General features: G+C 71.7%; 21 protein-coding genes. 9 read left to right on the forward strand and 12 right to left on the reverse strand.

The window, feature by feature from the left end:
- Positions 1 to 40 precede the first annotated feature (40 nt).
- The 5 genes from ACEN9J_RS18465 to ACEN9J_RS18485 are packed head-to-tail and all read left to right on the forward strand — an operon-like array spanning position 41 to position 5,161.
- Positions 41 to 1,177, forward strand: a complete 1,137-nt coding sequence (locus ACEN9J_RS18465; RefSeq protein WP_413761719.1) for a CaiB/BaiF CoA transferase family protein — start codon at positions 41 to 43, stop codon at positions 1,175 to 1,177.
- Positions 1,178 to 1,214: 37 nt separating this feature from the next.
- On the forward strand, positions 1,215 to 2,273 hold the full coding sequence (locus ACEN9J_RS18470) for a glycosyltransferase (protein WP_413761720.1): 1,059 nt from the start codon (positions 1,215 to 1,217) through the stop codon (positions 2,271 to 2,273).
- An 11-nt stretch (positions 2,274 to 2,284) separates the two neighbouring features.
- Complete coding sequence (locus ACEN9J_RS18475) at positions 2,285 to 3,271, forward strand: hypothetical protein (RefSeq protein WP_057595136.1); 987 nt, start codon at positions 2,285 to 2,287, stop codon at positions 3,269 to 3,271.
- On the forward strand, positions 3,261 to 4,019 hold the full coding sequence (locus ACEN9J_RS18480; RefSeq protein ID WP_413761721.1) for a hypothetical protein: 759 nt from the start codon (positions 3,261 to 3,263) through the stop codon (positions 4,017 to 4,019). Before ACEN9J_RS18475 ends, ACEN9J_RS18480 begins: the two co-directional genes overlap by 11 nt.
- Before the next feature lie 14 nt (positions 4,020 to 4,033).
- Positions 4,034 to 5,161 carry a hypothetical protein gene (locus ACEN9J_RS18485; protein ID WP_413761722.1) on the forward strand — a complete coding sequence of 376 codons (1,128 nt, stop codon included), beginning with the start codon at positions 4,034 to 4,036 and terminating at the stop codon, positions 5,159 to 5,161.
- Here the strand turns inward: ACEN9J_RS18485 and ACEN9J_RS18490 are convergent.
- The 6 genes from ACEN9J_RS18490 to ACEN9J_RS18515 form a co-directional block, all read right to left on the reverse strand.
- Positions 5,158 to 6,843 (reverse strand): hypothetical protein, encoded by a 1,686-nt coding sequence (locus ACEN9J_RS18490; protein ID WP_057595139.1) that lies wholly within the window; start codon positions 6,841 to 6,843, stop codon positions 5,158 to 5,160. The genes ACEN9J_RS18485 and ACEN9J_RS18490 overlap by 4 nt on opposite strands.
- Before the next feature lie 187 nt (positions 6,844 to 7,030).
- The gene (locus tag ACEN9J_RS18495; RefSeq protein WP_413761723.1) at positions 7,031 to 8,074 is read right to left on the reverse strand and encodes a Bug family tripartite tricarboxylate transporter substrate binding protein; all 1,044 of its coding nucleotides are present in this window, start codon (positions 8,072 to 8,074) and stop codon (positions 7,031 to 7,033) included.
- A gap of 4 nt (positions 8,075 to 8,078) precedes the next feature.
- On the reverse strand, positions 8,079 to 8,771 hold the full coding sequence (locus tag ACEN9J_RS18500; protein WP_413761724.1) for a hypothetical protein: 693 nt from the start codon (positions 8,769 to 8,771) through the stop codon (positions 8,079 to 8,081).
- Entirely contained in the window at positions 8,768 to 10,804 is a 2,037-nt protein-coding gene (gene htpG / locus ACEN9J_RS18505) for a molecular chaperone HtpG (RefSeq protein WP_057593543.1), read from the reverse strand. Before htpG ends, ACEN9J_RS18500 begins: the two co-directional genes overlap by 4 nt.
- Before the next feature lie 147 nt (positions 10,805 to 10,951).
- Positions 10,952 to 11,992 (reverse strand): ABC transporter substrate-binding protein, encoded by a 1,041-nt coding sequence (locus tag ACEN9J_RS18510; protein ID WP_413761725.1) that lies wholly within the window; start codon positions 11,990 to 11,992, stop codon positions 10,952 to 10,954.
- A 54-nt stretch (positions 11,993 to 12,046) separates the two neighbouring features.
- Positions 12,047 to 12,955, reverse strand: coding sequence for a LysR family transcriptional regulator (locus tag ACEN9J_RS18515; protein ID WP_413761726.1), 909 nt, complete (start codon positions 12,953 to 12,955; stop codon positions 12,047 to 12,049).
- A gap of 98 nt (positions 12,956 to 13,053) precedes the next feature.
- Between ACEN9J_RS18515 and ACEN9J_RS18520 the strand changes: the two genes are divergently transcribed.
- On the forward strand, positions 13,054 to 14,061 hold the full coding sequence (locus tag ACEN9J_RS18520; RefSeq protein ID WP_413761727.1) for a zinc-dependent alcohol dehydrogenase family protein: 1,008 nt from the start codon (positions 13,054 to 13,056) through the stop codon (positions 14,059 to 14,061).
- Positions 14,062 to 14,244: 183 nt separating this feature from the next.
- Positions 14,245 to 14,988: an aquaporin Z gene (aqpZ, locus tag ACEN9J_RS18525; protein WP_057593547.1), complete on the forward strand. Its 744-nt coding sequence runs from the start codon at positions 14,245 to 14,247 to the stop codon at positions 14,986 to 14,988.
- An 82-nt stretch (positions 14,989 to 15,070) separates the two neighbouring features.
- Here aqpZ and ACEN9J_RS18530 read toward each other — a convergent pair whose 3' ends face one another.
- From ACEN9J_RS18530 to ACEN9J_RS18555, 6 genes are all read right to left on the reverse strand, one after another.
- Entirely contained in the window at positions 15,071 to 15,412 is a 342-nt protein-coding gene (locus ACEN9J_RS18530) for a hypothetical protein (protein ID WP_057593548.1), read from the reverse strand.
- A gap of 198 nt (positions 15,413 to 15,610) precedes the next feature.
- On the reverse strand, positions 15,611 to 15,943 hold the full coding sequence (locus ACEN9J_RS18535; RefSeq protein ID WP_057593549.1) for a hypothetical protein: 333 nt from the start codon (positions 15,941 to 15,943) through the stop codon (positions 15,611 to 15,613).
- A gap of 124 nt (positions 15,944 to 16,067) precedes the next feature.
- Complete coding sequence (locus ACEN9J_RS18540; protein ID WP_057593550.1) at positions 16,068 to 17,453, reverse strand: sensor histidine kinase; 1,386 nt, start codon at positions 17,451 to 17,453, stop codon at positions 16,068 to 16,070.
- Positions 17,450 to 18,106, reverse strand: a complete 657-nt coding sequence (locus ACEN9J_RS18545) for a response regulator transcription factor (protein WP_057593551.1) — start codon at positions 18,104 to 18,106, stop codon at positions 17,450 to 17,452. Before ACEN9J_RS18545 ends, ACEN9J_RS18540 begins: the two co-directional genes overlap by 4 nt.
- A 194-nt stretch (positions 18,107 to 18,300) precedes the next feature.
- Positions 18,301 to 19,440, reverse strand: coding sequence for a winged helix DNA-binding domain-containing protein (locus tag ACEN9J_RS18550; RefSeq protein ID WP_413761728.1), 1,140 nt, complete (start codon positions 19,438 to 19,440; stop codon positions 18,301 to 18,303).
- Positions 19,407 to 20,207, reverse strand: a complete 801-nt coding sequence (locus tag ACEN9J_RS18555) for a pseudouridine synthase (RefSeq protein ID WP_413764579.1) — start codon at positions 20,205 to 20,207, stop codon at positions 19,407 to 19,409. The genes ACEN9J_RS18550 and ACEN9J_RS18555 overlap by 34 nt, the downstream gene beginning before the upstream one ends.
- A gap of 206 nt (positions 20,208 to 20,413) precedes the next feature.
- Here ACEN9J_RS18555 and ACEN9J_RS18560 point away from each other — a divergent pair, with 206 nt between their 5' ends.
- Positions 20,414 to 21,487: a bifunctional nicotinamide-nucleotide adenylyltransferase/Nudix hydroxylase gene (locus ACEN9J_RS18560; RefSeq protein ID WP_057593554.1), complete on the forward strand. Its 1,074-nt coding sequence runs from the start codon at positions 20,414 to 20,416 to the stop codon at positions 21,485 to 21,487.
- A 72-nt stretch (positions 21,488 to 21,559) separates the two neighbouring features.
- Positions 21,560 to 23,005: a nicotinate phosphoribosyltransferase gene (locus tag ACEN9J_RS18565; RefSeq protein ID WP_413761729.1), complete on the forward strand. Its 1,446-nt coding sequence runs from the start codon at positions 21,560 to 21,562 to the stop codon at positions 23,003 to 23,005.
- Positions 23,006 to 23,109: the final 104 nt, after the last annotated feature.

A 23,109-nucleotide genomic window follows, 5' to 3' on the forward strand; every position in this document is an offset into this window, starting at 1 on the left:
GCCGCACGTGCCCCGAACGACAAGACAAAGGGAACAAGAAATGACACAAGGCGCACTCGCGGGCATCCGCGTGCTCGACATCTCCCGCATCCTCGGCGGCCCCTACTGCGGCCAGATCCTCGGCGACCATGGCGCCGACGTGCTCAAGATCGAGCCGCCGCAGGGCGACGACACGCGCACCTGGGGCCCGCCGTTCAAGGATGGCGTGGCTTCCTACTACCACGGCCTCAACCGCAACAAGCGCGTGCAGCACCTCGACTTCTCGACCGAGGAAGGCCGCGCCGCCCTGCTCGCGCTGGTGGCCGAGGCCGACGTGCTGATCGAGAACTTCAAGACCGGCACCATGGAACGCTGGGGCATCGGCTACGAGACCCTGTCGCAGCGCTTTCCGCGCCTGGTCTGGTGCCGCGTCTCGGGCTTCGGCGCCGACGGTCCGCTCGGTGCGCTGCCCGGCTACGACGCCGCCGTGCAGGCCATGACCGGCATCATGAGCGTCAACGGCGAGGCCGAGGGCGGGCCGCTACGCGTGGGCCTGCCCGTGGTCGACATGGTGACCGGCCTCAACGCCGTCATCGGCGTGCTGCTCGCGCTGCAGGAACGCCAGCGCAGCGGACGCGGCCAGTTCGTCGAGGCCGCGCTCTACGACAGCGGCATCTCGCTCTTGCATCCGCACGCCGCCAACTGGTTCATGGACGGCAGCGCGCCGCGCCGCACCGGCAACGCCCATCCCAACATCTATCCCTACGACGCCCTCGCCACCGGCACCGACCCCGTGTTCGTCGCCGTCGGCAACGACCGCCAGTTCGCGAGCCTGTGCGGCTGCGTCGGCCTGCCCGCGCTGGCCACCGATCCGCGCTTCGCCACCGCGGGCGCGCGCTCGGTGAACCGCGACGCGCTCAAGCAGCAACTCGAGACCGCCATGGCCGCCTTGGACGGCCGCGTGCTGGTCGAGCAGCTCATGGCCGCGGGCGTGCCGGCCGCGCCCGTGCTGCCCGTGGCCGCCGCGCTCGAGCATCCGCACACGGCGCATCGCGGCATGGTGGTCGAGCTCGAAGGTGGCTATCGCGGCATCGGCGCACCCGTGAAGCTGGGCCGCACGCCCGCGAGCTACCGGCATGCGCCGCTGACGCCGGGCGATGCCTTCCTGCCGCGCGAGGCGGACACGCCGGCGCGCTGAAGCCCCCGCCGTTCCCGCCTTGTGCGATAAAGGCGGGATGCAATCCACTCCTGCGGTTCCTCCCGGAACGGACGGCGCCATCGCGCGCGTGGCGGCACGCACCGCGCTGGTCCTCGAGACCAACAACCTGCGCGGCGGCGCCGATGCGCAGGCGAGGACCGCCGCCAGCCTGCAGCGGCTCATCGCGCTGCTCGCGCGTCAGAAGCAGCCGCTGTTCACGCTGGCCCAGGTGGTCATCACGCACGACGGCCTCGATGCCGCCACCTGCGAGCAAGTGCAGCGACTGGCCCAGCGGCCCGTGGACTTCGTGCGCATCGACGCCAGCACCGGCTACTACGACGCCAAGAACACCGGTTTCGCGGCCACCGACGCGGCGCGCTGCGACTGGGTGGTGTTCGCCGATGCCGACTGCCTGCCCGACGAGGACTGGCTGCGCGAGCTGCTCGCGCCCTTCGCGCGCGCCGACGCGCCGGCCGTGGTGGCGGGCCGCACCAGCTACGCGGCCAACGTGGTGGGCACCGCGCTCACCACCATCGACTTCATGTACTTCCCGAACGAGCACGCGGGCGCGACGAGCAACTTCTACGCGAACAACGTGGCGTTCCGGCGCGAGGTCTTCGACACCCACGGCTACCAGGCGCTCGACGGCGTGTACCGCGCCCACTGCCAGGTGCTCGGCATGCGGCTGCGCGCGGCCGGCATCCCGCTGCACTACGCGGCGCGCGCCCACACCGAGCACCGCCTGCCCGACACGCGGCGCGAGGCGCTCAAGCTGCGCTGGATGCGCGGGCAGGACACGTATTCGCTCACGCCGTACCTGCTGCGCAGCTACGTCTCGCCGCGCTGGCAATGGCTCGCGAAGAGCGGTCCGATCGGCCCGCTGTGCGTGCTCGTCACGCGGCTGGGCTTCAGCCTGCGCGCGCTCAACCGGCAGGACCTGCCGCCGCTGCGCGGCGCGCGCTGGGCGCTCGGCGTGCTGCTGATCCTGGGCTTCTCGGCCGTCGACATGCTCGGCGCCTTCGCGCGCGGCATCGGCCTGCACACCACGGGCCGCGCGCATGCCGATGCGCAGGCGCTGTCATACCACCGCCCCTGAGGCCCGCGACCATGGCACGCATGCTCGTTCTCGCCGCCCTCGCGCTGCTCGCCCCCGGACTCGCGGCCTCGGCCGAGTTCTCGGGCCGCGGCGTCTTCGCCTTCCGCTCGGGCAGCGGCTGCCCTCTCGCCAACGGCGGCGAGGACTGCAACCGGCTCGCGCTCGACGACGAGCACACGCGCGCCACGCTCGACGAGGCGACGCACACGCTGCGCTTCTCGAATGGCTTCGGCTACGACAGCAAGCGCATCGTCGGCGACGTGGTGCTGCAGGGTTCGGGCCGCACGGCCGACGGCCAGCGCGTGCCGCTGAGCTTCCATGCGTTGCTGAGCCGCTCGGGCAACGACTGGTCGTTCAGCAGCCATGCGCATGCGCCGGTGCGCGGCGAGTTCTCCGAGATCCGCATCGATCCCTGGCAGCTCGTGGTCGGCGAGGCCGGCGGCGAGCGCGTGCTGTTCAGCAGCGCGCAGGTCATGGAGGCGCTCGCCAGGCCCTCGCTGACGGCGCGCCTGGCCGACGAGCTGGTGCAGGTGCGCGACAACCGCGAGAGCGCCGCGCGCGACGCCGACATCACGGTCGGGCTCGGCGTGTCGAAGGCCGTCAAGTGGGTGGCGCGCACGCGCTTCGCCACGACGCGCAACCAGCCGCTGGCCGAGGCGATGCGCGAGGGCAACTGGTCGCTCGAGCTGCAGGCGCTCAGCGGCCGGATCCCGCGCCAGGTGGTGCAGCGCGACCTGTTCCTCTACGGGCTCGAATCGCAGTCGCTGCTGCAGCCGCTGCTGCAGCGCGGCTTCCGCAAGAACGAGACGCTCGCGATCGGTGCCGCCGGCGGCAAGGGCTTCGTGCGCTACGACGGGCAGCAGCGCGAGTTCGCGGGCGCCGACGCCACGGCGCGCGGTTTCCTGCAGGGCAGCTTCCTGGGGCTGGTGCTCGGCTGGCAGCAACAGCAGTTGCAGCCCGTGGCACTGGACGCGAAGGCGCGGCCGAATGGCCGCTGAGCCGTACGCGCAGGCCGAGACCGAAGCCCCGGGCTTCGAGAGCCTCGCGCCGCCATCGCTGCGCGGCTGGCCCGCGCTGCAGGCCGCGCTGGTGCACCGCGTGAAGCGCGCCGCGCTGCGGCAACTGCATGCCAGCCGCGCGGGCGAGGCGCTGCTGCTGCGCTTCTACCTCGTGGGCGAGGAATCGTCGGAGCAGGCGCTGCAGCGCGAACTGCGCGCCGCCGCGCCCGACTGGCTCGCGCGCCAGCTCGACCAGCACCTGGCCGACGAGCAGCTGCATGCGCGGCTGTTCGCCGAGGCCATCGCCGAACGCGGCGGGCGCGCACGGGCCGGTGCCCTCGATGGCGAGCAGCCGCGGCCCGACTGGTTCAGCCGGCGCAAGCTCGCGCGCTGGCAGGCGCTGATCCGGCGCCACGCGCCGCATTTCGCGCACGGCGGCCTGGTGCCGGCCTATGCGATCGGCCTCGCGGCCGAGCAGATGGCCTCGCGCATCCTCGAGCGTCACTGCGCGCTGATCGGGCCCGCGCATGCGCTGCATCCGCTGCTCGCGCGCGTGTGGGCCGACGAACAGCGCCATGTGCGGCTGTGCAGCCACACGCTGCGGCGCTGCGTGGCGCCGCACGAGCGCGCGCGGCTCGCGCGGCTGATGGACGAGGTGCGCGCCATCGAGCGCGGCTTCGGCGTCACGGGCGCGCTCGGCATGTGGTGCGCAGGCGCGGTGCTGCGGCTCGCGCCGCACGTGGGCTGAGCGTCGGCTGAGCCATGCCGCGCATCCTCTACCTCGCGACCGCGGACGCGCGCGGCCACCTGATGCGCTCGCAGCTGCTCGCGCACGCGCTGCGCGCGGCCGGCGCGCAAGTGCAGGTGCTGACCACCTCCGACGAGGGCGCGCTCTTCCTCGCCGGCTTCGGCATCGAGGCGCCCGTGCTCTCGCGCCACTACGCGGTGCAGTTCGACGCGCGGCAGAACATGCTGCGCCGCGAGACCGACCGCAACGTGGCGCACTACGTGTTCCGGCCCGGCCGCATGCTGCGCGACATCGTGCGGCTGCACGGCCGGCTGCGCGAGGCCGACCTGGTGGTCAACGACTCCTTTCATCCCGCGCTGCTGTTCATGGGCGCGCTGCCGCCGTGGCGGCACAAGGTGGTGCACGTGTACGGCGCGAGCCTGCGGCGCGCGCTCGAAGGCAACTTCAGCGGCCGGCTGCCGGGCTGGACGGCGCGTGCCTTCGGCCGCATCGTGGCCTGGCAGATCGGGCGCAGCCGCGCGCGCATCGCGCACGACTTCGCGCAGGGAGCGCCGGCGCACGAGGGCCATGGCACGCACCGGCTCGCGACGCCGGTGGCCGTGGCCTCGGGCGAGGAGGCCGGGCCCGTTGCCCCGCGAGCCGCGGTCTACCTCAACCCGCACTTCAGGGACACGGCGCTGGCCGACGGCCTCGAACGCGGCCTGGCCGCCGCGGGCCTGAACGCGCATTGCGTGGGCGAGGGCTATGCCGGGCGCGCCGGCTGGCAGCCGCAGGACGCGCACTGGATCGACAGCGCGGCGCGCAGCGCCTTCATCGTCTCGGCCCCGGGCATGGCGGCGCTGTCGGTGGCCCAGGTCTACCGCAAGCCGATCCTGCTGCTGTTGACCGACCAGCCCGAGCAGGCGAGCAATGCCGAGCGCGCCGCGCAACTCGGGCTGCATCACCGCACGGTGGTGTGGCGCGGCGATGCGGCCGCGTTCGCGAACGACGTGGCGGCCGCGGCGCGCGAGCTGGGCGCGCGCACCGAGGCCACCGCCGCGCAGGGCCGTGAAGCGGCGCTCGAGCGGCTGCAGCCGTGGCGCCAGCTGCTGCTGGAGCTGGCCACGCAGGCCGCCCCGGCCCGCGCGGGCGCAGACTCCTAGCCGGCCGCGCGCCGGCCGGACTGAAGGAAGACGCGCAGCATCCGGTCGAGCACGCGACCGGGCGCCGCCGCCGTGGCCTCGGGCTGCGGCAGCGCCGCGACCCCGCCCGTGCCGGTCGCGCTCATCGACACGCGCAGCCGGCGCAAGGTGAAGCCCGAGCGCACCACCGGCGCCTGCGTGCCGTCGGCCACCTCCGCGCCGGCCGCCTCGCCGACGAAGAACTGCAGCACCAGGCACTTGCGCTGCGGCGAGGGCACGAGCTCGAACACCAGGCTGCGCCGCCATGCGCCCGTCGTACGCTGGCCCGGCAGCATCGCGCCGTCGAGCAGCGCCACCACGCGCGTGCCTTTGGCTTCGCAGCGGTAGTCGATGCGCACGCGCAAGCGCTGCGCCGGCGCCTGCAGCGGGTGCGCGAACACGGCCGCGGGCGGCAGCGGGATCGCCAGGCAGGCCAGCGCGCCTTCGCTCCAGGTGTCGACGTCGTCGGGTGCCGCCCAGCCATGGGCCAGCCAGGCCGTGGCCGGATTGCCGGTGCGGAAGGCGTAGTCGCGGCCGAGCACGAGCTCGGGCAGCGGCTGCAGGCCCGGGCTGTCGTCGTCGAGGCCCCAGCGCGTGGAGAAGGCGCGTTCGATCGCATCCGCGGGCCAGGCGCCGGCATCGCCGGTCGATGCTGCGATCAGCCCCTGCGACTCGGGCGCCTGGCAGGCCTCCAGCACGAAGTCGAGCGAGCCGAGCTCCGGTCCCACCGGCATCCACGGCGAGCAGCCCGCGGGCAGGCATTCGGGCGCGTTGCGGTCGGCACGGATCAGCGCGCGCGTGGGCTTGAGGAAGTAGCGCGCCTCGGTCAGCACGCTCGACGACAGTCCGGCGACGAAGCGCACGTTGTCGGCCGACAGCAGCGCATAGCTGTTCTCGCGCGTCCAGGCGACGTTGGGAATGGCGCGCGCGATCGGCGCGAGGTCGTGCAGCGCGGGCTCGTAGGGATGCGGTTTCACCACCAGCAGGTCGACCTCCTGCGCCAGCGTGCGCAGCGCGCCGATCACGGCCGACGGATGCTGGCTGCGCCCGCCGCTCACCAGCGACAGGTCGACCAGGCTCTGGCCGAAGAACACGCCCACGCGCAGGCGCGGATCGAACAGCGCGCCCGCGCCGCGGCGCGCGAAGAAGCCCTGCAGCGAGGCCGCGTGGTTCCAGAACAGCTCCTCGCCGATGGCGCGGGCCTCGAGCGCGGCACGGATGCGCGCGTCGTTGGTGCGCGCGCAGAAGTGCAGGTGCTCGGTGAAGCGGCGCGGGTCGATCTCGATGTCGAGGTAGCTCGCGCCGCCGCGGTCGATCGCGTGCTGCAGCGCGGGCGTCAGGCCCCAGCCGATCACCAGGCAGCCGGGGCCGAAGGCGGGCCAGCCCTCGAGCTCCCGCAGCGGCGCGAGGTCGGCGATGCAGGCGCGGGCCCAGCCCGCCGGCGTGGCCGGCAGGCCCAGGAGCGCCATCGCGCGCGCCACGTCGATCGCGCCGCCGTGCGAGCGTGGCGCGATCTCGCGCATCGGCAGGCCGAGCCGCCCGAGCGCCGAGCCGAAGAAGCCCTTGAGGAAACGGCGGTTGGCGGGGAAGTGGTTGAGCCCGTTGGCGGGCGAGCGGAAGAGATCGTCCGCGAAGATGACCTGGTGGAACCGGCGTGCTGGCATGGCGTGGGACGGTCGGTGCCGGAGGCCCTGCGGGCCGCCTCGCCGGCCGGTGGCTGAGGTGGAGGCGCCAATCTAGGACCGCACTCTTAGCGGGCGGTGAGCCGCGCGTCCCGCGCGCGCAAAGTTCATGCAAAGGCCGCGTAAAGCGCGCGCCGTGCGTGAACGGCACGCAAAGTACGCGGGCGGTTCAGTCGAGCGTCAGGTTGAGCTCGCGGATCAGGCCGTCCCAGCGCTCGGATTCCTGATGCAACAGCGTGGCGAATTGCGCCGGCGTGCCGCCCACCGGCTCGATGCCGTAGGCCGCGAGCCGGCGATGCACCGCGGGGTTGTGGATCGCGCTCGCGATCGCCTGCTGCAGCCGCGCCACCAGCTCGGCCGGCGTGCGCACCGAGGCCACCACGCCGACCAGCGCCGCGGCCTCGACGCCCGCGATGCCGAGCTCGGCGAAGGTCGGCACCCCGGGCAGCTGCGGCAGGCGCACGCTGTCGGCGACCGCGAGCGCGCGCACGCGGCCGCTGCGGATGAAGCCCAGCGCCGCGGCGAGGTCGCACATCATGGTCTGCAGCTGGCCGCCGGCGAGATCGGCCACCGCGTTCGCGGCGCCGCGGTAGGGCACGTGCTGCATGCGCAGGCCGGCCTGCCGCTCGAGCAGCTCCATCGCGAGATGGTGCGGACTGCCGGTGCCGGCCGAGGCGAAGCTGAGCTTGCCGGGGTAGGCGCGCGCGTCCTCGAGGAAGGCGCGCGCGTCGCGCACGCCGCTCGCGGGGCCGACCAGCAGCACCATCGGGAAGCGGCCGAGCAGCGTGACCGGCGCGAAGTCGCGCTGCGGGTTGTAGCCGAGGTTGCGGTAGAGCAGCGGGTTGAAGACCAGCGTGCCGTTGTCGGCCGACAGCACGGTGTAGCCGTCGGCCGGCGCGCGCAGGATCTCGGCGGCGCCGAGCGCGGTGTTGCCGCCGGTGCGGTTCTCGACCACCACCGGCTGGCCGGTGTCGATCGCGAGCTGGTGGCCGACGATGCGCGTGAGGAAGTCGGAGCCGCCGCCCGCGGGGTAGGGCACGATCCAGCGGATCGGCCGCTCGGGGAATTCGCGCTGGGCCCGCGCGGTGGCGGGCACGCCGGCCAGCAGCCAGGCGGGCGCGAGGCCGATCGCGAGGGCCGCGCGGCGGCGGCATGGGTCGATCGCCGTCGATTCCGCGGACCGCGCCGATGCCCGTGCCGCGTTCGATGCCATCGCTTCAGGGCGCGATCGGGTTGGCCGGGGAGCCGAGCGCGGGGACGATCTCGCGCGCCGGGCCGGCGCCCGAGGCCGCGGGCGCGGACGCCACGGCCTCGGGCGGCCTGTGGACGATGCGCACCGGTGGCGCCGCCGCGGAGGATGCGCCGCCGGTGCCGCGGCGAACGACCACGCCGTTGCCACGGCCGCGCACGGCCGGCGCCGAGGCGGCGGCAGGCAAGGCCGTCGACGCGGTGGCGGTCGAGGGCAAGGGCAGCGGCTCGGCCGCGGGCTGCGAGCCATCGCCCGGCAGCAGCGTCTTCGTCACGCCCATGCCGAGCCCGGCGCCACCGACGCCCGCGCTCATGCTGGTCACGGGCGCGGTGGGCAGGGCATTGGCCTGGCCCGCGTTGGGATCGTGCAGCACCACGCTCTGGCCCACGCCGACACCGGCGGGGCCGATGCCCGCGCCCATGCCGACCGAGCCCGCGACCACGCCGCTGTTGTGCACCGCGACGCCCGCGCCGAGCGGGCCGAAGCCGGTGTTGAGGCCGACCGAGAAGTTGCCGTCCTTGGTGGCGCCCAGGCCGATCGCGAGGCCGGGCGCGATCGGAATGCCGATGCGGTAGTGGGAGCAGCCGCTCACCAGCAGCGCGAGCAGCACGCCGGCCGGAAGGCCGGCGGCCGCGATGCGGGTGCGCGGCCGCGTGCTCACACCAGGAGCGCGTTCACGCGCCGCACGTAGGCCGCGGGATCGGCCGGCAGGCCGCCCTCGGCGAGCAGCGCCTGGTCGAACAGGATGTTCGCGAGGTCGTCGAAGTGGGCCGAGCCCTCGAGCTTCCTGACCAGCGCGTGCTCGGCATTGACCTCGAGCACCGGCTTGAGCTCGGGCGCGGGCTGGCCGGCCTGCTTGAGCATGCGCGCGAGCTGCGTGCTCATGCCGCCGTCCTGCACCACGAGGCAGGCCGGCGAGTCGACCAGGCGCGTGGTGACGCGCACGTCCTCGGCCTTGTCCTTGAGCGCTTCCTTGAGCTTCTCGAGCAGCGGCTTGAACGACTCGGCGGCCTCCTCGGCGGCCTTCTTCTCGTCCTCGTCCTGCAGCTTGCCGAGGTCGACCGCGCCCTTGGCCACGCTCTGCAGCGGCGTGCCGTCGAACTCGTTGAGGTAGTTGAGCGCCCACTCGTCGACGCGGTCCGTCATCAGCAGCACCTCGATGCCCTTCTTCTTGAAGACCTCGAGCTGCGGGCTGTTCTTGGCGGCGGCCAGCGTGTCGGCCGTGATGTAGTAGATCGCGTCCTGGCCGTCCTTCATGCGCGCCTTGTAGTCGGCGAAGCTCACGCTCACGGCATCGGTGGTGGTCGAGGCGTAGCGCAGCAGCTTGGCGATGCGCTCGCGGTTGCCGAAGTCCTCGCCCAGGCCTTCCTTGAGCACGGCGCCGAACTCGGCGTAGAACCTGGCGTACTTGCCTGCGTCGTCGGCCGCCGCGGCGGCGGTCTCGGCCGCGGTGGGTGCGTTCTTGTCGACCACGTCCGTCACGGCCTCGGTCGGCTCAGGCGTGGGCACCGATTCGCCCGAGCCCACGTCGATGCGGCCCTCGCCGCTCTCGGGTCCGGTCTTCTGCTTCCTGGCCAGGTCCTCGAGCATGCCGAGCACGCGCTTGGTGCTGCCTTCGCGGATCGCCTTCACGTCGCGGCTTTCCTGCAGCAGCTCGCGGCTCACGTTGAGCGGCAGGTCGGCCGAGTCGATCACGCCCTTGACGAAGCGCAGGTAGCTGGGCATCAGCGCCTCGGCGTCGTCCATGATGAAGACGCGCTTCACGTAGAGCTTCACGCCCGCGCTCTTCTCGCGGTTCCAGAGGTCGAACGGCGCCTTGGCGGGGATGTAGAGCAGCTGCGTGTACTCGGTGCTGCCCTCGACGCGGTTGTGGCTCCAGGCCAGCGGCGCCTCGAAGTCGTGGCTGATGCTCTTGTAGAACTCTTCGTACTGCTCGGTCGTGACGTCCTTCTTGGGACGGCTCCACAGCGCGTTGGCCTTGTTGACCGTTTCCCATTCGCCGGTCTTCACCATGTCGCCGGGCTGGTCGTTCTCGCCTTCCTTCCACTCCTCCTTCTCCATGAGGATCGGCAGCGAGATGTGGTCGGAATACTTGCCGACGATCTGCTTGAGCTTCCAGGCGTTGAGGTATTCGTCGGCATCCTCGCGCAGGTGCAGCGTGATGCTGGTGCCGCGCTCGGCACGCACGATGTCGGCCACCTCGAAGTCGCCGGCGCCGCCGCTGGCCCAGCGCACGCCCTGCTCGGCGGGCAGGCCCGCGCGGCGCGACTCGACGGTGATGCGGTCGGCCACGATGAAGCCCGAGTAGAAGCCCACGCCGAACTGGCCGATGAGCTGCGCGTCGGCCTTCTGGTCGCCGCTGAGCTTGCTCACGAAGTCCTTGGTGCCGCTCTTGGCGATGGTGCCGAGGTTGTCGATCGCCTCCTGGCGCGACAGGCCGATGCCCTTGTCGGCGATGGTGATGGTGCGCGCGGCCTTGTCGAAGCTGATGCGCACGTCGAGCTCGGACTGGCCTTCGTAGAGCTCGGGATGGTCGATGGCCTCGAAGCGCAGCTTGTCGCAGGCGTCCGATGCATTCGAGATCAGCTCGCGCAGGAAGATTTCCTTGTTCGAGTACAGCGCATGCGTGACGAGGTGCAGCAGTTGCGCGACTTCGGCCTGGAACGGGAGTTTGGTGTTGGAGGAGTCAGCCATGGGTGAGATAAGGATCGAAGCCCAAAAATTCTAAGTCGGCCCGTCCGCGGAGGACGGCCGGCTCGCCAACTTTTGCAAATGGGGACAGCCTCGTGCAAAAACAACACCCTGCCGGCGGCAGGGAGAAGAAGCCCGCGGGCCCGCGCTTCAGCGCGGCAGCGCCTCGACCTCGCGCGTCCAGCGGTCGATCAGCCGCTTGCGCTCGGCCGCCTGGCCGTACTTCTGGAAGTCGTACTTGATGAGCTTCACGCCGTCCATCGAGGGAATGCGCGGATCGGGCTTGAAGGTCTTGTTGGCCGGCGACTGCAGGCTGCCGGCCTTGGCGCCGATGGACTGGCCCGCGGGACTCATGAGCCAGTCGTAGTAGCGCTTCGCGTTCTCCTTGTTGCGCGCGCCCTTCACCAGCGCGATGCCGCCGATCTCGTAGCCCGTGCCCTCGCAGGGCGCGGCGGTCTTGACCGGAAAGCCGTCGTGGCGCCAGCGCTCGAAGCCGAAGATGAAGCTCACGCCGACCGCGACCTCGCCCTTGGCGACGTTGGGCGCCTGGGCCTGGCCGCTGCGCGTGTAGCTGGTGACGTTGCGATGCAGCTTCTTCAGGTAGTCGAAGGCGGCCTCCTCGCCCATCTGCTGCACCAGGCCCGCGATGATGGTGTAGGCCGTGCCGCTGGTGGCCGGGTGCGAGATCTCGATCTCGCCCTTGTAGCCTGGCTTCACGAGGTCGGCCCAGCAGTGCGGCTCGGGCAGCTTCTTTTTCTTCAGCAGCTCGGTGTTGAAGCCGAAGCCCATCGCGCTGGTGTAGAAGCCGCCGACCATGTTCTGCGACAGCGCGTACTGGCGCACGGCCCAGTCGTGCAGGTCGTTGATGTAGGCCGGGCGGTAGGGCTCGAGCAGGCCCTGCTCGGCCGCCTGCAGGAAGGGGTCTCCGGTGCCGCCCCACCAGATATCGGTCTTTGGATTGGCGGCCTCGGCGCGCAGCTGGGCGCCGATCTCGCCGGTGCCCTTGTGGGCTTGCAGCACCTTGATGCCGGTCTCGCGCGTGAAGGCGGCGGCCGCGGCCTCGCACCAGCCGGCGTCGGTGCTGCACAGCGCGTTGACCGTGCCCTGCGCGGCCGCGTGCGGCGCCAAGGCCAGCAGGGTGGCGGCCGCGCCGAGCGCGGCGAATGTGCGGGTGAAGGCGAGCAAGTGCATCGTGGGTCTCCTCGGGGTCAGGATAGCGCCGGTGCGCGCGGGCGCCGACAGGGTTCAGTCGGTTGCCAGCAGCGGCGGAAGATGCTCGGCCAGCCAGTCGATCACCACGCGCGTCTTCAGCGGCAGGTAGCGGCTGCGCGCGCGGATCACGTGCAGCGCGAAGCCGAAGGGCCGCGGCTCCTCGAACACGCGCACCAGCGTGCCGGCCGCCAGCGCCTCGGCCGCGAGCCAGGCCGGCAGCCGCGCAAGCCCCATGCCGCCGATGGCCGCCTCGAGCAGCACCTCGGCACTGTCGCAGCGCAGCCGCGAGGGCAGCAGGATCTCGGCGAGGCGATCGCCGGTGTGGAAGCGCCAGGCCGAGGCCTCGCCGTCGCGCGCGTAGAGCACCGCCTCGTGCGGCGGCTTCAGGTCCTCGATGCCTTCGGGATGCCCGCGCTCGGCCAGGTAGGACGGCGCGGCGCACAGCACCATCCACTGCGTGCCCACGGGCCGCGCGATCAGCGCCGCGCTGTCGCCGAGATCGCCGCTGCGGATCGCGAGATCGAGCCCCTCCTCCGCGAGGTCGACGCGCCGGTCGCTGAACGCGAGTTCGAGCGAGAGCTGCGGATGACGGCGCGCCAGTGCCAGCAGCAGCGGCCCGACCTTGAGCCGCCCGAGCATGGCCGGCATGCTGAGCCGCACCACGCCCGAGGCCGTGCTGCGCGCCGCATCGGCGAGGGCATCGGCCGCCTCGAGCTCGGCCAGCGCATTGCGGCAGCGCTCGTAGTAGCCATGGCCTTCCTCGGTGAGGCTCTGGCTGCGCGTGGTGCGCAGGAACAGCCGCGTGTGCAGCCGCGCCTCGAGCCGCGCGATGCTCTTGGCGACCGCCGAGCGCGTGACGTGCAGGCGCTGCGCGGCGAGCGCGAAGCTGCCGGCCTCGACGGCGGCGACGAATTCCTCGATGCCTTGCAGGCGCTGGCTCATTGGCGAATTTCAGGCAACAAATTTGGGAAAATTATCCACCACCGATGCCTATCGAGCGTCAATAGCATGAGGCCTTCTTTCTTTTGCGGAGGCCCTTCATGCCCGAAACCACCCTGCGCCGCTGGCAACTTCCCGCCTACGGCCGCACCCATCTCGAACAGGTGCAGGCAGCGCTGCCCGCGCCGGGCCCCGGCCAGATCCTGGTGCGCGTCGGCGCGGTCGCGCTCAACTACCGCGACCTGCTGATGACCGAGGACGGCATGGGCATGCCGCTCGCGCTGCCGTTCACGCCGGGCTCGGACATGGCGGGCACGGTCGAGGCGGTCGGCGACGGCGTGCGCCGCTTCGCGCCCGGCGACCGCGTGATCAACACCTTCTGGAACGGCTGGATCGACCACCACTGGCCCGCCCATGCCGTGCCCGCGGGCGGCCCCGGGCCGGGCATGCTGGCCTCGCACGTGCTCATCGACGCCGAGGCCGCGGTGGCCGCGCCCGCCACGCTCTCGCTGGCCGAGGCCAGCACCCTGCCCTGCGCCGGGCTCACGGCCTGGTTCGCGCTGGCCGAGCTCGGCGCGCTGCGCGCGGGCCAGACGGTGCTGATCCACGGCACCGGCGGTGTGGCGCTGTTCGGGCTGCAGATCGCGCGGCTGCATGGGGCGCGGGCCATCGTGGTCTCGGGCAGTGCCGACAAGCACGAGGCCGCGCGCGCCCTCGGCGCCAGCCATGTGCTGGCGCGCGACAGCGACTGGCCCGCCGAGGTGCGGCGCCTGACCGGCGGGCGCGGCGCCGAGCACGTGCTCGAGCTCGCGAGCGGCCCCAACCTCGACCGCTCGCTGCAGGCCGCCGCCCAGGGCGCGCGGGTGTCGGTCATCGGCATGCTCGAGGGCACCACGCTCGACGCCTCCTTCTACGGCCTGGTGCTCGGCCGCGTCACGGTGCAGGGCATCGGTGTGGGCCACCGGCGCGCGCTCGAGGACCTCGTGCGCGCCGTCGACGCCAACGGCCTGCGCCCGGCGATCGCCGCCCGCTACGGCTTCGACGCGCTGCCGCAGGCGCTCGACCACCTCGCGCGCGGCGCCTTCGGCAAGATCGTCGTGACCCTCTGAGCCCGCGCCGACCGCCGCGCGGCACGGAAAAGCGCGGCGTTTTCGTGAAGAGTTGCCCGGCTTTCCCGGCCCCGTGCGGGCGCCCGAACGTTTCCCCTTCGTTTCCCGTTTCAGAATCCGCGCGCGCCGGGCCTTCCCGGCGTTTTCGTTGACATCGAGAACATCAGAGAGAGGACATCGAACATGGAACGCAGGGACTTCAGTGCACCGCAGAAATGGGCCGCCGAATTCATCGGCACCTTCTGGCTCACCTTCGGCGGCTGCGGCAGCGCGGTGCTCGCCGCGGGCTTCCCGGAACTGGGCATCGGCTTCGCGGGCGTCGCGCTGGCCTTCGGCCTCACCGTGCTGACCGGCGCCTATGCGCTCGGCCCGATCTCGGGCGGCCACTTCAACCCCGCGGTCTCGATCGGCCTCGCCGCGGCCGGGCGCTTCAATCCGGCGCAGCTCGCGGCCTACATCGTGGCGCAGTTGCTGGGCGCGATCGCCGCCGGCGGCCTGCTCTACCTGGTCGCCAGCGGCAAGGCCGGCGCGCAGCTCGGCGGCTTCGCCACCAACGGCTATGGCGAGCATTCGCCGGGCGGCTACAACCTGGTGTCGGCGCTGCTGATCGAGGTGGTGCTCACGGCCGTGTTCCTGGTCGTGATCCTCGGCGCCACCGGCCGCCGCGCGGCGCAGAACTTCGCGGGCCTGACCATCGGCCTGTGCCTCACGCTGATCCACCTGATCTCGATCCCCGTCACCAACACCTCGGTGAACCCGGCGCGCAGCACCGGCGTGGCGCTGTTCGGCCCGAGCTACGCGGTCGAGCAGCTGTGGCTGTTCTGGGTGGCGCCGATCGCGGGTGCCGTGATCGGCGCGCTGATCTACCGCGGTCTGCGGCTGCGCGGCAACGGTGGCAGCGGAAGCGGCAGCGACAGCGCGCTCTGAACGACGCGCGGCGCGCAAACGACAAAAGGGGGGAGGCATCGCTGCCTCCCCCCTTTTTTCGTCGTGCCGACGCGCCGGTCGCTCAGCTGCCGGTGGCCGACTTCACCAGCGGCGCCGAGGTCGACTGGCCGATCGACTCGGTGCCGCTCGGATGCGAGGCCGCGTAGGCGCCGGCCTGGATGTCCGACACCGGCGTCACCGAATTCATCGCGGGCGCGCTGGTCGACTGGCCGATGGACTCGGTGCCGCTCGGGCGCGCGGCGGCCATGGCCGCGGCCTGGATCTCGGCGCTGGCGGGCGAATTCATCTGCAGCGGGTGGTAGTCCGAACCGTCCATCTTTTCCTGGGCCGATGCGGTGATCGCGCCCGTCGCCGCGAGCGCGGCGAAGGAGGCGACGGCGAGAAGCTTGAAGGAAGTGCGCATGCGTGTTCTCCTGGTCACAGTTGTCCCCGGCCTCGTGCCGGCGCCGATGGGCGCGCGGCAGGCCTGAACGCACTCTATGCAGGCCGACTGAGGGCAGCGTGAGTAAAGAGTTACGAGGGCCTTAGCGGGCGTTGAAGACTTCTTCGCCGACGTTGGCCGAATTTCCTACAGCGCGCGCCGCACTGGGCACGAAGGCATTCATTCGCCGGCGGCACCGAGCTCGCCATAGGGAATGCGCCCCTCGCGCTCGGCCTGCGCCGCGAGCGCGCTGACGCTCTCGCGCGTGAGCCCCGGCTGCGCGCGCTCCATCGGCGGCGCGGTCTCCTGCGACAGCATCGGCGAGGCGGTCGCGGTCTGCGAGGCCTGGGCCGCATCGCGCGCGAGGTCGGCACGCGAGCGCTGCGACTGGAACTGCAACGCGTGCTCCGAACCGTCGGCCTCGTCGGCCTGCGCGGCCACCATCGGGGCCAGCGCCACCATCGCGCCCGCGATGAGGGCGAGCCTGCGCGAAGAGAGGAATGCGATCTGCATGGCGAACTCCTTGAATGCGGGCTCGCGACGGCCGCGACATGCGGCCCCTCGGCCCTGGAGATCACTCTAGGCCTGGAGTCTCAGCGGGCACTGAGCAAAAACTTCGCGCCGCGTGAGGGCCTCGCTACGCCTTCGCCGCCGCCTCGGGCTCGGCCGGCAGGTGCACGCGCGCGCGCAGGCCGCGCCCGTGCTCGCGGTTGCTGAGCTCGATGCGCAGCCCGTTGCGCTCGGCCGCGGTGCGCGCGATCGCGAGCCCCAGCCCGCTGCCGCCGGCGGCAGCGCCCGGCACGCGGAAGAAGCGGTCGAACACGCGCGCCATCGCATCGGCCGGAATGCCGGGCCCGTTGTCGAGCACGTCCACCACGCCATGGCCATCGACCGCGTGCAGCTTCACGTCGACCACGCCGCCTTCGGGCGCATAACGCAGCGCGTTGTCGATCAGGTTATCGAACACGCTGCGCAGCTCGGCCGCGGGCGCGAACACCACGGGCGCGATGCTGCCCTCGAAGCCCACGTCGACCTGGCGCGCATCGGCCAGCACCATGAGCTGGCTCACGCTCTCGCGCAGCAGCACCTCGATGTCGACCGCCTCGCGCGCCATCGCGCGGCGCGGCGCGTCCTGGCGCGAGAGGCTCAGCAGCTGCTCGATCAGGTGCTGCGCGCGCGTCACGCCGGCCTCGAGCTGCACGAAGCGCTCGGTGGCCTCGCCGGCCGGGATGTGGGCGCGCAGGTTCTCGATCTGCAGGCCGATCGCGGCCATCGGCGTGCGCAGCTCGTGCGCTGCGTCCTGCACGAAGCGGCGTTGCGTGGCGAAGGCGCTGCGCACGCGGCCCAGCAGGTGGTTGAAGGAGGCCACCAGCGGCGCGATCTCGTCGGGCACGCGCGCCAGCGGCAGGTCGGTGGGACTGCGCTCGTCCTGCGAGGCCACGTCGCGCGCCACCGCGCGCAGCGAGCGCGAGGCGGCCGAGACGATCAGCCACAGCGCGAGCAGCGCCACCGGCAGCAGCAGCGTGATCGGCAGGCCTTCGAGCAGCGCGCGGCGCAGGGCGCGCCGGCGCCGGTAGTCCTCGTTCTGCAGCACCTGCACGCGCCGCTGGTCGGCATGCGTGCCGGGCTCGGCGGTGAAGGCGCGCCAATGGGCCCAGGCCTGCGGCCCGGTGCGCAGGTCGCCGAAGCCAGGGCGCGGCTGCAGCGGCATCGGCAGGTCGGGCCAGGAGCTGCTGAGCAGCCGGCTGCCGTCGGGGCTCCAGATCTGCACCACGAAGGCGCCGCGCTCGAGCACGGCGTCGCTGTTCACGAGGCGCGGCGTGCGCGACTGGTCGCCGCCCGCGTACGACTCGGCCACCAGCCGCATCTGGTCGTCGAGCGCGTTGTGCACCAGGTTGCCGTAGGCCAGGAACGAGAACCAGGCCGTGAGCACCGCTGCCGCGAGGTGCAGCGTGATGAGCCACAGCAGCAGCTGGGTGCGCAGCGAGCGCGGCCGGCGCCAGCCACCCTTGCCGGCGCTCACGCGGCGACGCGCCAGCCGAGCCCGCGCACGTTGCGGATCGACTCGGCGCCGAGCTTGCGGCGCATGCCGTGGATCAGCACGTCGATCGCGTTGCTCGTGACCTCCTCGCCCCAGCCGTAGATGCGGTTCTCGAGCTGCTCGCGCGAGAGGATCGCGCCCGGGCGTTCGAGCAGCGCATGCAGCAGCGCGAACTCGCGCGCGGTCAGCGCCTCGCGGTTGCCGTTGACCACCACCTCGCGCGTCGTGAGGTCGAGCTGCAGCGCGCCGCTGCCCACCAGCGAATGCGCGGCGCCGTCGCGGCGGCGCACGATGGCGCGCATGCGCGCGAGCAATTCGCGAAATTCGAAGGGCTTGAGCAGGTAGTCGTCGGCGCCAAGGTCGAGACTGTGGATGCGGTCGTCGAGGCCGTCGCGCGCCGTGAGCACCAGCACCGGCGTGGCATCGCCGCGCTCGCGCGCGCGGCGCAGGACTTCGGTGCCATCCTGACGCGGCAGGCCCAGGTCGAGCAGCACGCAGGTGTAGCCGCCGTCGCCGAGCGCGCTCTGCGCGAGCTCGCCGTCGCGCACCCAGTCGGCCGACCAGCCCGCGCCCTCGAGCGCCTGTTTCAGGCTGCGCCCGATCATTTCATCGTCTTCCACCAGCAGAACGCGCATCGCAGCGACTCCTCAATTCACGCAGAAAGCGCCGCACCGCCTCGCGGCGCGGCCGTGCGCCAGGGGGCGTCGGGTCCGGGCCGCAAGGTAGCACGCGAACGGGATGATCGGTAGTGCCTGCGCCGTGGCGCAGACTAGGGGCGAATACTTAGACGGTGCTTAGGCGGCGGGCGCGCCGTGGGGTCAGGCGCCGCTCAGGCAGCGGGCCGCGCGACGCGCACCGCATGGCGTTCGCCGGGCGCGTCGGCGGCGAAGGCCAGAAGGCGCAGCGCCTCCTGCCCGGCGCCCTCGCGCCCGGCCTCGGGCCAGCGCGCGAAGGGTTCGAGCACGGCGGTGGCGGCGCCCTTCGCGCGCTCGATCTTCCAGGTGCCGGCGACGAAGCCGTCGATCAGCACCGTGCCGCGCACGATGCCGTTGATGGTGAACACGCGCGGGCGATGCGCCTCGTCGAGCACGCGGCCGCGGTCCTCGTGCGCGAGCAGCAGGTTGTCCCACTCGGCGAGCAGGCGCGGCGGCGCGGGCGTGGCTTCGTCGGGACGCGGCGCGCGCGGCAGGTCGAACAGCGTTTCGCCCTGCGGGCCCTCGAAGCGGCGCAACCGCGTGCCGAGCCGCTCGGCCACGGCCTTCCAGCCCGTGAGGCCCGACCACGCGCCCGCGTCGGCCAGGGTCGCGGGGCCGAAGGCGGCGAGGTAGCGCAGCAGCAGGTCGTCCTGCGTGGCAGCGCCCTGCTCTTCCTCTTCCTCGTCCTTGCCGAGCCAACTGCCGAGGCGCTGCAGCAGCGCGTTCTGGTGCGAATTCCAGCTGCCCGCGGGCGGCAGGTGCACCAGCGGCAGGTTGTTGCGGATCAGCCCGGCGAGCGAGGCAGGTTCGCTGCGCGGCCAGCGTTCGAGCAAGGCCTGACCGAGCTCAGTGCTGGTGCGTGCGCGCTCGTCGAGCAGGGCGCGCCCCATGGCCAGCGCCTGGGCACGGTCGACGCCTTCGAGCGCGCGCTTGTGGTTGCCCAGCAGCCCACGCTGATGCGCCGCATCGAGCAGCGGCCGCCAGGCCAGCGCATCGCGCGCGCTCACCAGGTGCAGGGTCGCGCGCATCATCGACAGTCGCACCACCCGGCGCCGGCGCAGTGCCTCGGTCAGGGCTTCGCGCGGAAAATCCTCGAGCCGGCTCCAGAGGCCGACATAGGGCGGATTGGGTGCCTGCGCCTGCAGCCCCGCGAGTCGCTCGATGGCCTGCGCCACCGGCAGGCGCTGGCGCGCCAGCAGCAGCTGCCGCGCCAAGGTGGCGCGGTTCAGCGCGCGCAGGCTCAGAACTTCTCGTGCGGTGCCAGGTAGCGCCATTGACCCAGCGGCAGGTTGCCGAGCATGACCTTGCCGATGCGCACGCGCTTGAGCCCCACCACCTTGAGGCCGACCAGCTCGCACATGCGGCGGATCTGGCGCTTCTTGCCTTCGGTCAGCACGAAGCGCAGCTGCTCGGGGTTCTGCCATTCGACGCGCGCGGGCTTGAGCGCCTGGCCGTCGAGGCTCAGGCCGTGGCGCAAGTTGGCGAGCATGGCAGGCGGGAACACGGCCTGCACGTTGGTCGTGACCGGGTCGTCGTCGTCCATGCGCACCAGCTGGCCCGTGGGCGCGGGCTGGCCCAGGCCGTGGTAGGCCACGCGCACCAGGTACTCCTTCTCCATCGTCGAGTCCTCGCCGATCAGCTGGCGCGCGACGCGGCCGTCCTGCGTCATCACCAGCAGGCCGATGGAATCGATGTCGAGCCGGCCGCAGGGCGCGAGGCCGCGCAGCTGCTGCGGGTTGAAGAAGAAGCGCGCGTTGTCCTCGGCCCAGCGGTTGGCGGGCGTGAACAGCGTGACCGCGGGCTCGTGGCCGTCCTCGGCCTGGCTGCTGACGTAGCCGATGGGCTTGTTGATCAGGATGGTGACCTGGTTGGCCTGCTGGCCCTTGGCCGCCTTGTCGATCTCGATGCGGTCGGCGGGCGTGACCTTGACGCCCATCTCGGCCGGCTTGCCGTTGACCTTGACCCAGCCGTTGGCGATCCATTCGTCGGCCTCGCGGCGCGAGCAGATCTTGAGTTCGGCCATGCGCTTGTTGAGCCGCATGGGGCCGTCGGCCGAGGCCTGCGCGGACTGCGGCGCGGGTGCGCGGCGAAAGGAGGACGGACCGTTGGAAGGAGGAGGCGCGGGCATGGCCGATTATCGCCAGCGCGCAGGGCGTAAGCCTTTTGTCCGGCTTGCGCCGCATGCGAGGCCGGTGCTATCGTGGCGGCAAGCGCGAGTTGATCGCGCCCTTTTTGGGGGATTCCCAAATGAGCACCGCACGCAAGTACCACTACGCCATCGTCATCGGGCGCTTCCAGCCCGTCCACTTCGGTCACCAGAGACTCATCGAGGAAGCCGCCCGCGCGGCCGATCGCGTGATCGTGGTGGTCGGCTCCGACCGCACGCCGCGCAGCGTCAAGAACCCCTTCACCTTCGACGAACGCGAACGCATGGTGCGCGCCTGCCTGCGCGGCGGCGACCAGATGCGCGTGAGCGTGGTCGGCGTCGGCGATTCGCCCTACAACGACCAGCTGTGGATCGCGTCGATCCAGTCGGCGGTCGAGCGGCTGATCCTGCAGGACGGCCTCGCGCCCGCGCAGGCCAGGGTCGCGCTGGTGGGGCACCTCAAAGACGCCTCCAGCTACTACCTCAAGCTGTTCCCGCACTGGGAGTTCGTGGGCCAGCACAACGTCGAGAGCCTCAACGCCACCGACGTGCGAAACCTCTACTTCGATCCCGAGAACCGCGGCCAGCTCGCGCGCGCCGACCTGCCCGAGGGCAGCGCGGCCTTTCTCGAGCGCTTCGCATCGACGGCCGACTATGCCGAGCTCTGCGAGGAGCGCGCCTTCCTCGCCGACTACCGCGACAAGTACCGCTACGCGGGCAGCGACTTCCCGCCGATCTACACCACGGTCGACGCGGTGGTGGTCGAGGCCGGCCACATCCTGATGGTGCAGCGCAAGTTCCATCCGGGGCGCGGCACCTGGGCGCTGCCCGGCGGCTTCGTGGGCCAGCAGGAGCGGCTGCTCGATGCCGCGGTGCGCGAACTCAAGGAGGAAACCCGTCTCAAGGTGCCGGTGCCCGTGCTCCACGGCAGCATGAAGGGCAGCCACGTGTTCGACGCGCCCGAGCGCTCGCAGCGCGGCCGCACCATCACGCACGGCTTCTTCTTCGAGCTCGCGCACAACCAGTGGGCGGGCCTGTCGGACGTGCGCGCCGACGACGACGCGGCCGCGGTGCGCTGGGTGCCGATCGCCGAATTCCTCGGCATGCAGGAGCGGGTCTACGAAGACCACTTCTTCATCGCCAATCATTTCCTGGGTGGCCTGGGCAAGTCCTGAGAGAACCTGGCCCAAGCCTTGTCGGCAAGAACGGCCCCGGTTGACGGGTGCCACCGTGAAAGGAGCTTTCACATGAACCGCACGCTCTCTCCCTCCCTCGGCAGCAACCTGCTGCTGCGCACCGACTCCTACAAGGTGTCGCACTGGATGCAATACCCGCCGGGCACGCAGACGGTGTTCAGCTACATCGAGTCGCGCGGCGGGCTCTTCAGCCATTCGCTGTTCTTCGGACTGCAGGCCTATCTGCGCGAATATCTGCAGACACCGGTGACGCGCGACGACGTGGACGAAGCCGCCGCGCTGATGGCGGTGCACGGCGAGCCCTTCAACCGCGAAGGCTGGCTGCGGCTGATCGAGAAGCACGGCGGGCTGATGCCGGTGCGCATCCGCGCGGTGCCCGAGGGCAGCGTGCTGCCGGTGCACAACGTGCTCGCGACGATCGAGAACACAGACCCCGAGTTCTTCTGGGTCACGAGCTTCCTCGAGACCGAACTTCTGCGCGCGATCTGGTACCCGACCACCGTGGCCACGGTCTCGGCCGCGGCCAAGACCACCCTGCTGCGCTACCTCGAGGCCACCTGCGACGATCCGCAGGGCCAGATCGCGTTCAAGCTGCACGACTTCGGCGCGCGCGGGGTCTCCAGCCTCGAATCGGCCGCGCTCGGCGGCATGGCGCACCTGGTCAACTTCATGGGCACCGACACGCTGAGCGCGCTGATGGCCGCGCGCCGCTACTACGACTGCGACGTGGCGGGCTTCTCGATCCCCGCGGCCGAGCACAGCACCATCACGGGCTGGGGCCGCGAGCACGAGGCCGATGCCTATCGCAACATGGTGGCGCAGTTCGGCAAGCCGGGCGCAATCTTCGCGGTGGTGAGCGACAGCTACGACATCTTCAACGCCTGTGCCCGCCTGTGGGGCGATGCGCTGCGGGAGGAGGTGATCCGCTCGGGCGCGACGCTGGTGGTGCGCCCCGACTCGGGCGACCCGGCCGAGACGACGTTGAAGGTGGCGCAGATCCTGGCCGAGCGCTTCGGCACGACCACCAACGCCAAGGGCTTCCGGGTGCTGAACAACGTGCGCATCATCCAGGGCGACGGGGTGACGCTCGATTCATTGCGGCTGTGCCTCTCGAACTTCTTCCACAACGGCTTCTCGGCCGAGAACATCGCCTTCGGCATGGGCGGCGGGCTGCTGCAGCAGGTGAACCGCGACACCATGCAATGGGCGATGAAGTGCTCGGCGATGCAGGTCGACGGCGAATGGCGCGACGTCTACAAGGCGCCCGTGGGCGACACGAGCAAGACCTCGAAGAAGGGGCGGCTGGTGCTGGCGGCTTCCGCCGACGGCGAAGTGCGTACGCAACGTGCCGAGCAAGTTCTGGAGCCTGGACAGGTCGATCTGCTCGAGACCGTGTATGAGAACGGGCGGATCGTTCGGGAGAGCAGCTTCGAAGGGATCCGTGGACTTGCCGCTTCTGGGGTGGGGCGGTTGGTTACTTCTCGGGCGCCGCTCTGATCGGCTTGTTTGGGGCGGGGGCGCGTGCACAGGACAGCGGGTACTTCCCTCCGCGAATGTCCCCCGCCTTCGGCTCCTCCTTTATTTCGCTGCGGGAAGCACCC

Origin of the sequence: Variovorax sp. Varisp41, assembly GCF_047325085.1 — a bacterium.
Lineage (GTDB): Bacteria > Pseudomonadota > Gammaproteobacteria > Burkholderiales > Burkholderiaceae_C > Variovorax.

Excerpts from the sequence above, each read along its gene's own strand:
- ACEN9J_RS18465 (WP_413761719.1), top strand. The coding sequence starts at position 41 with ATGACACAAGGCGCACTCGCGGGCATCCGCGTGCTCGACATCTCCCGC.
- ACEN9J_RS18470 (WP_413761720.1), top strand. The coding sequence starts at position 1,215 with ATGCAATCCACTCCTGCGGTTCCTCCCGGAACGGACGGCGCCATCGCG.
- ACEN9J_RS18475 (WP_057595136.1), top strand. The coding sequence starts at position 2,285 with ATGGCACGCATGCTCGTTCTCGCCGCCCTCGCGCTGCTCGCCCCCGGA.
- ACEN9J_RS18480 (WP_413761721.1), top strand. The coding sequence starts at position 3,261 with ATGGCCGCTGAGCCGTACGCGCAGGCCGAGACCGAAGCCCCGGGCTTC.
- ACEN9J_RS18485 (WP_413761722.1), top strand. The coding sequence starts at position 4,034 with ATGCCGCGCATCCTCTACCTCGCGACCGCGGACGCGCGCGGCCACCTG.
- ACEN9J_RS18490 (WP_057595139.1), bottom strand. The coding sequence starts at position 6,843 with ATGCCAGCACGCCGGTTCCACCAGGTCATCTTCGCGGACGATCTCTTC.
- ACEN9J_RS18495 (WP_413761723.1), bottom strand. The coding sequence starts at position 8,074 with ATGGCATCGAACGCGGCACGGGCATCGGCGCGGTCCGCGGAATCGACG.
- htpG (WP_057593543.1), bottom strand. The coding sequence starts at position 10,804 with ATGGCTGACTCCTCCAACACCAAACTCCCGTTCCAGGCCGAAGTCGCG.
- ACEN9J_RS18510 (WP_413761725.1), bottom strand. The coding sequence starts at position 11,992 with ATGCACTTGCTCGCCTTCACCCGCACATTCGCCGCGCTCGGCGCGGCC.
- ACEN9J_RS18515 (WP_413761726.1), bottom strand. The coding sequence starts at position 12,955 with ATGAGCCAGCGCCTGCAAGGCATCGAGGAATTCGTCGCCGCCGTCGAG.
- ACEN9J_RS18520 (WP_413761727.1), top strand. The coding sequence starts at position 13,054 with ATGCCCGAAACCACCCTGCGCCGCTGGCAACTTCCCGCCTACGGCCGC.
- aqpZ (WP_057593547.1), top strand. The coding sequence starts at position 14,245 with ATGGAACGCAGGGACTTCAGTGCACCGCAGAAATGGGCCGCCGAATTC.
- ACEN9J_RS18530 (WP_057593548.1), bottom strand. The coding sequence starts at position 15,412 with ATGCGCACTTCCTTCAAGCTTCTCGCCGTCGCCTCCTTCGCCGCGCTC.
- ACEN9J_RS18535 (WP_057593549.1), bottom strand. The coding sequence starts at position 15,943 with ATGCAGATCGCATTCCTCTCTTCGCGCAGGCTCGCCCTCATCGCGGGC.
- ACEN9J_RS18545 (WP_057593551.1), bottom strand. The coding sequence starts at position 18,106 with ATGCGCGTTCTGCTGGTGGAAGACGATGAAATGATCGGGCGCAGCCTG.
- ACEN9J_RS18550 (WP_413761728.1), bottom strand. The coding sequence starts at position 19,440 with ATGGCGCTACCTGGCACCGCACGAGAAGTTCTGAGCCTGCGCGCGCTG.
- ACEN9J_RS18555 (WP_413764579.1), bottom strand. The coding sequence starts at position 20,207 with ATGCGGCTCAACAAGCGCATGGCCGAACTCAAGATCTGCTCGCGCCGC.
- ACEN9J_RS18560 (WP_057593554.1), top strand. The coding sequence starts at position 20,414 with ATGAGCACCGCACGCAAGTACCACTACGCCATCGTCATCGGGCGCTTC.
- ACEN9J_RS18565 (WP_413761729.1), top strand. The coding sequence starts at position 21,560 with ATGAACCGCACGCTCTCTCCCTCCCTCGGCAGCAACCTGCTGCTGCGC.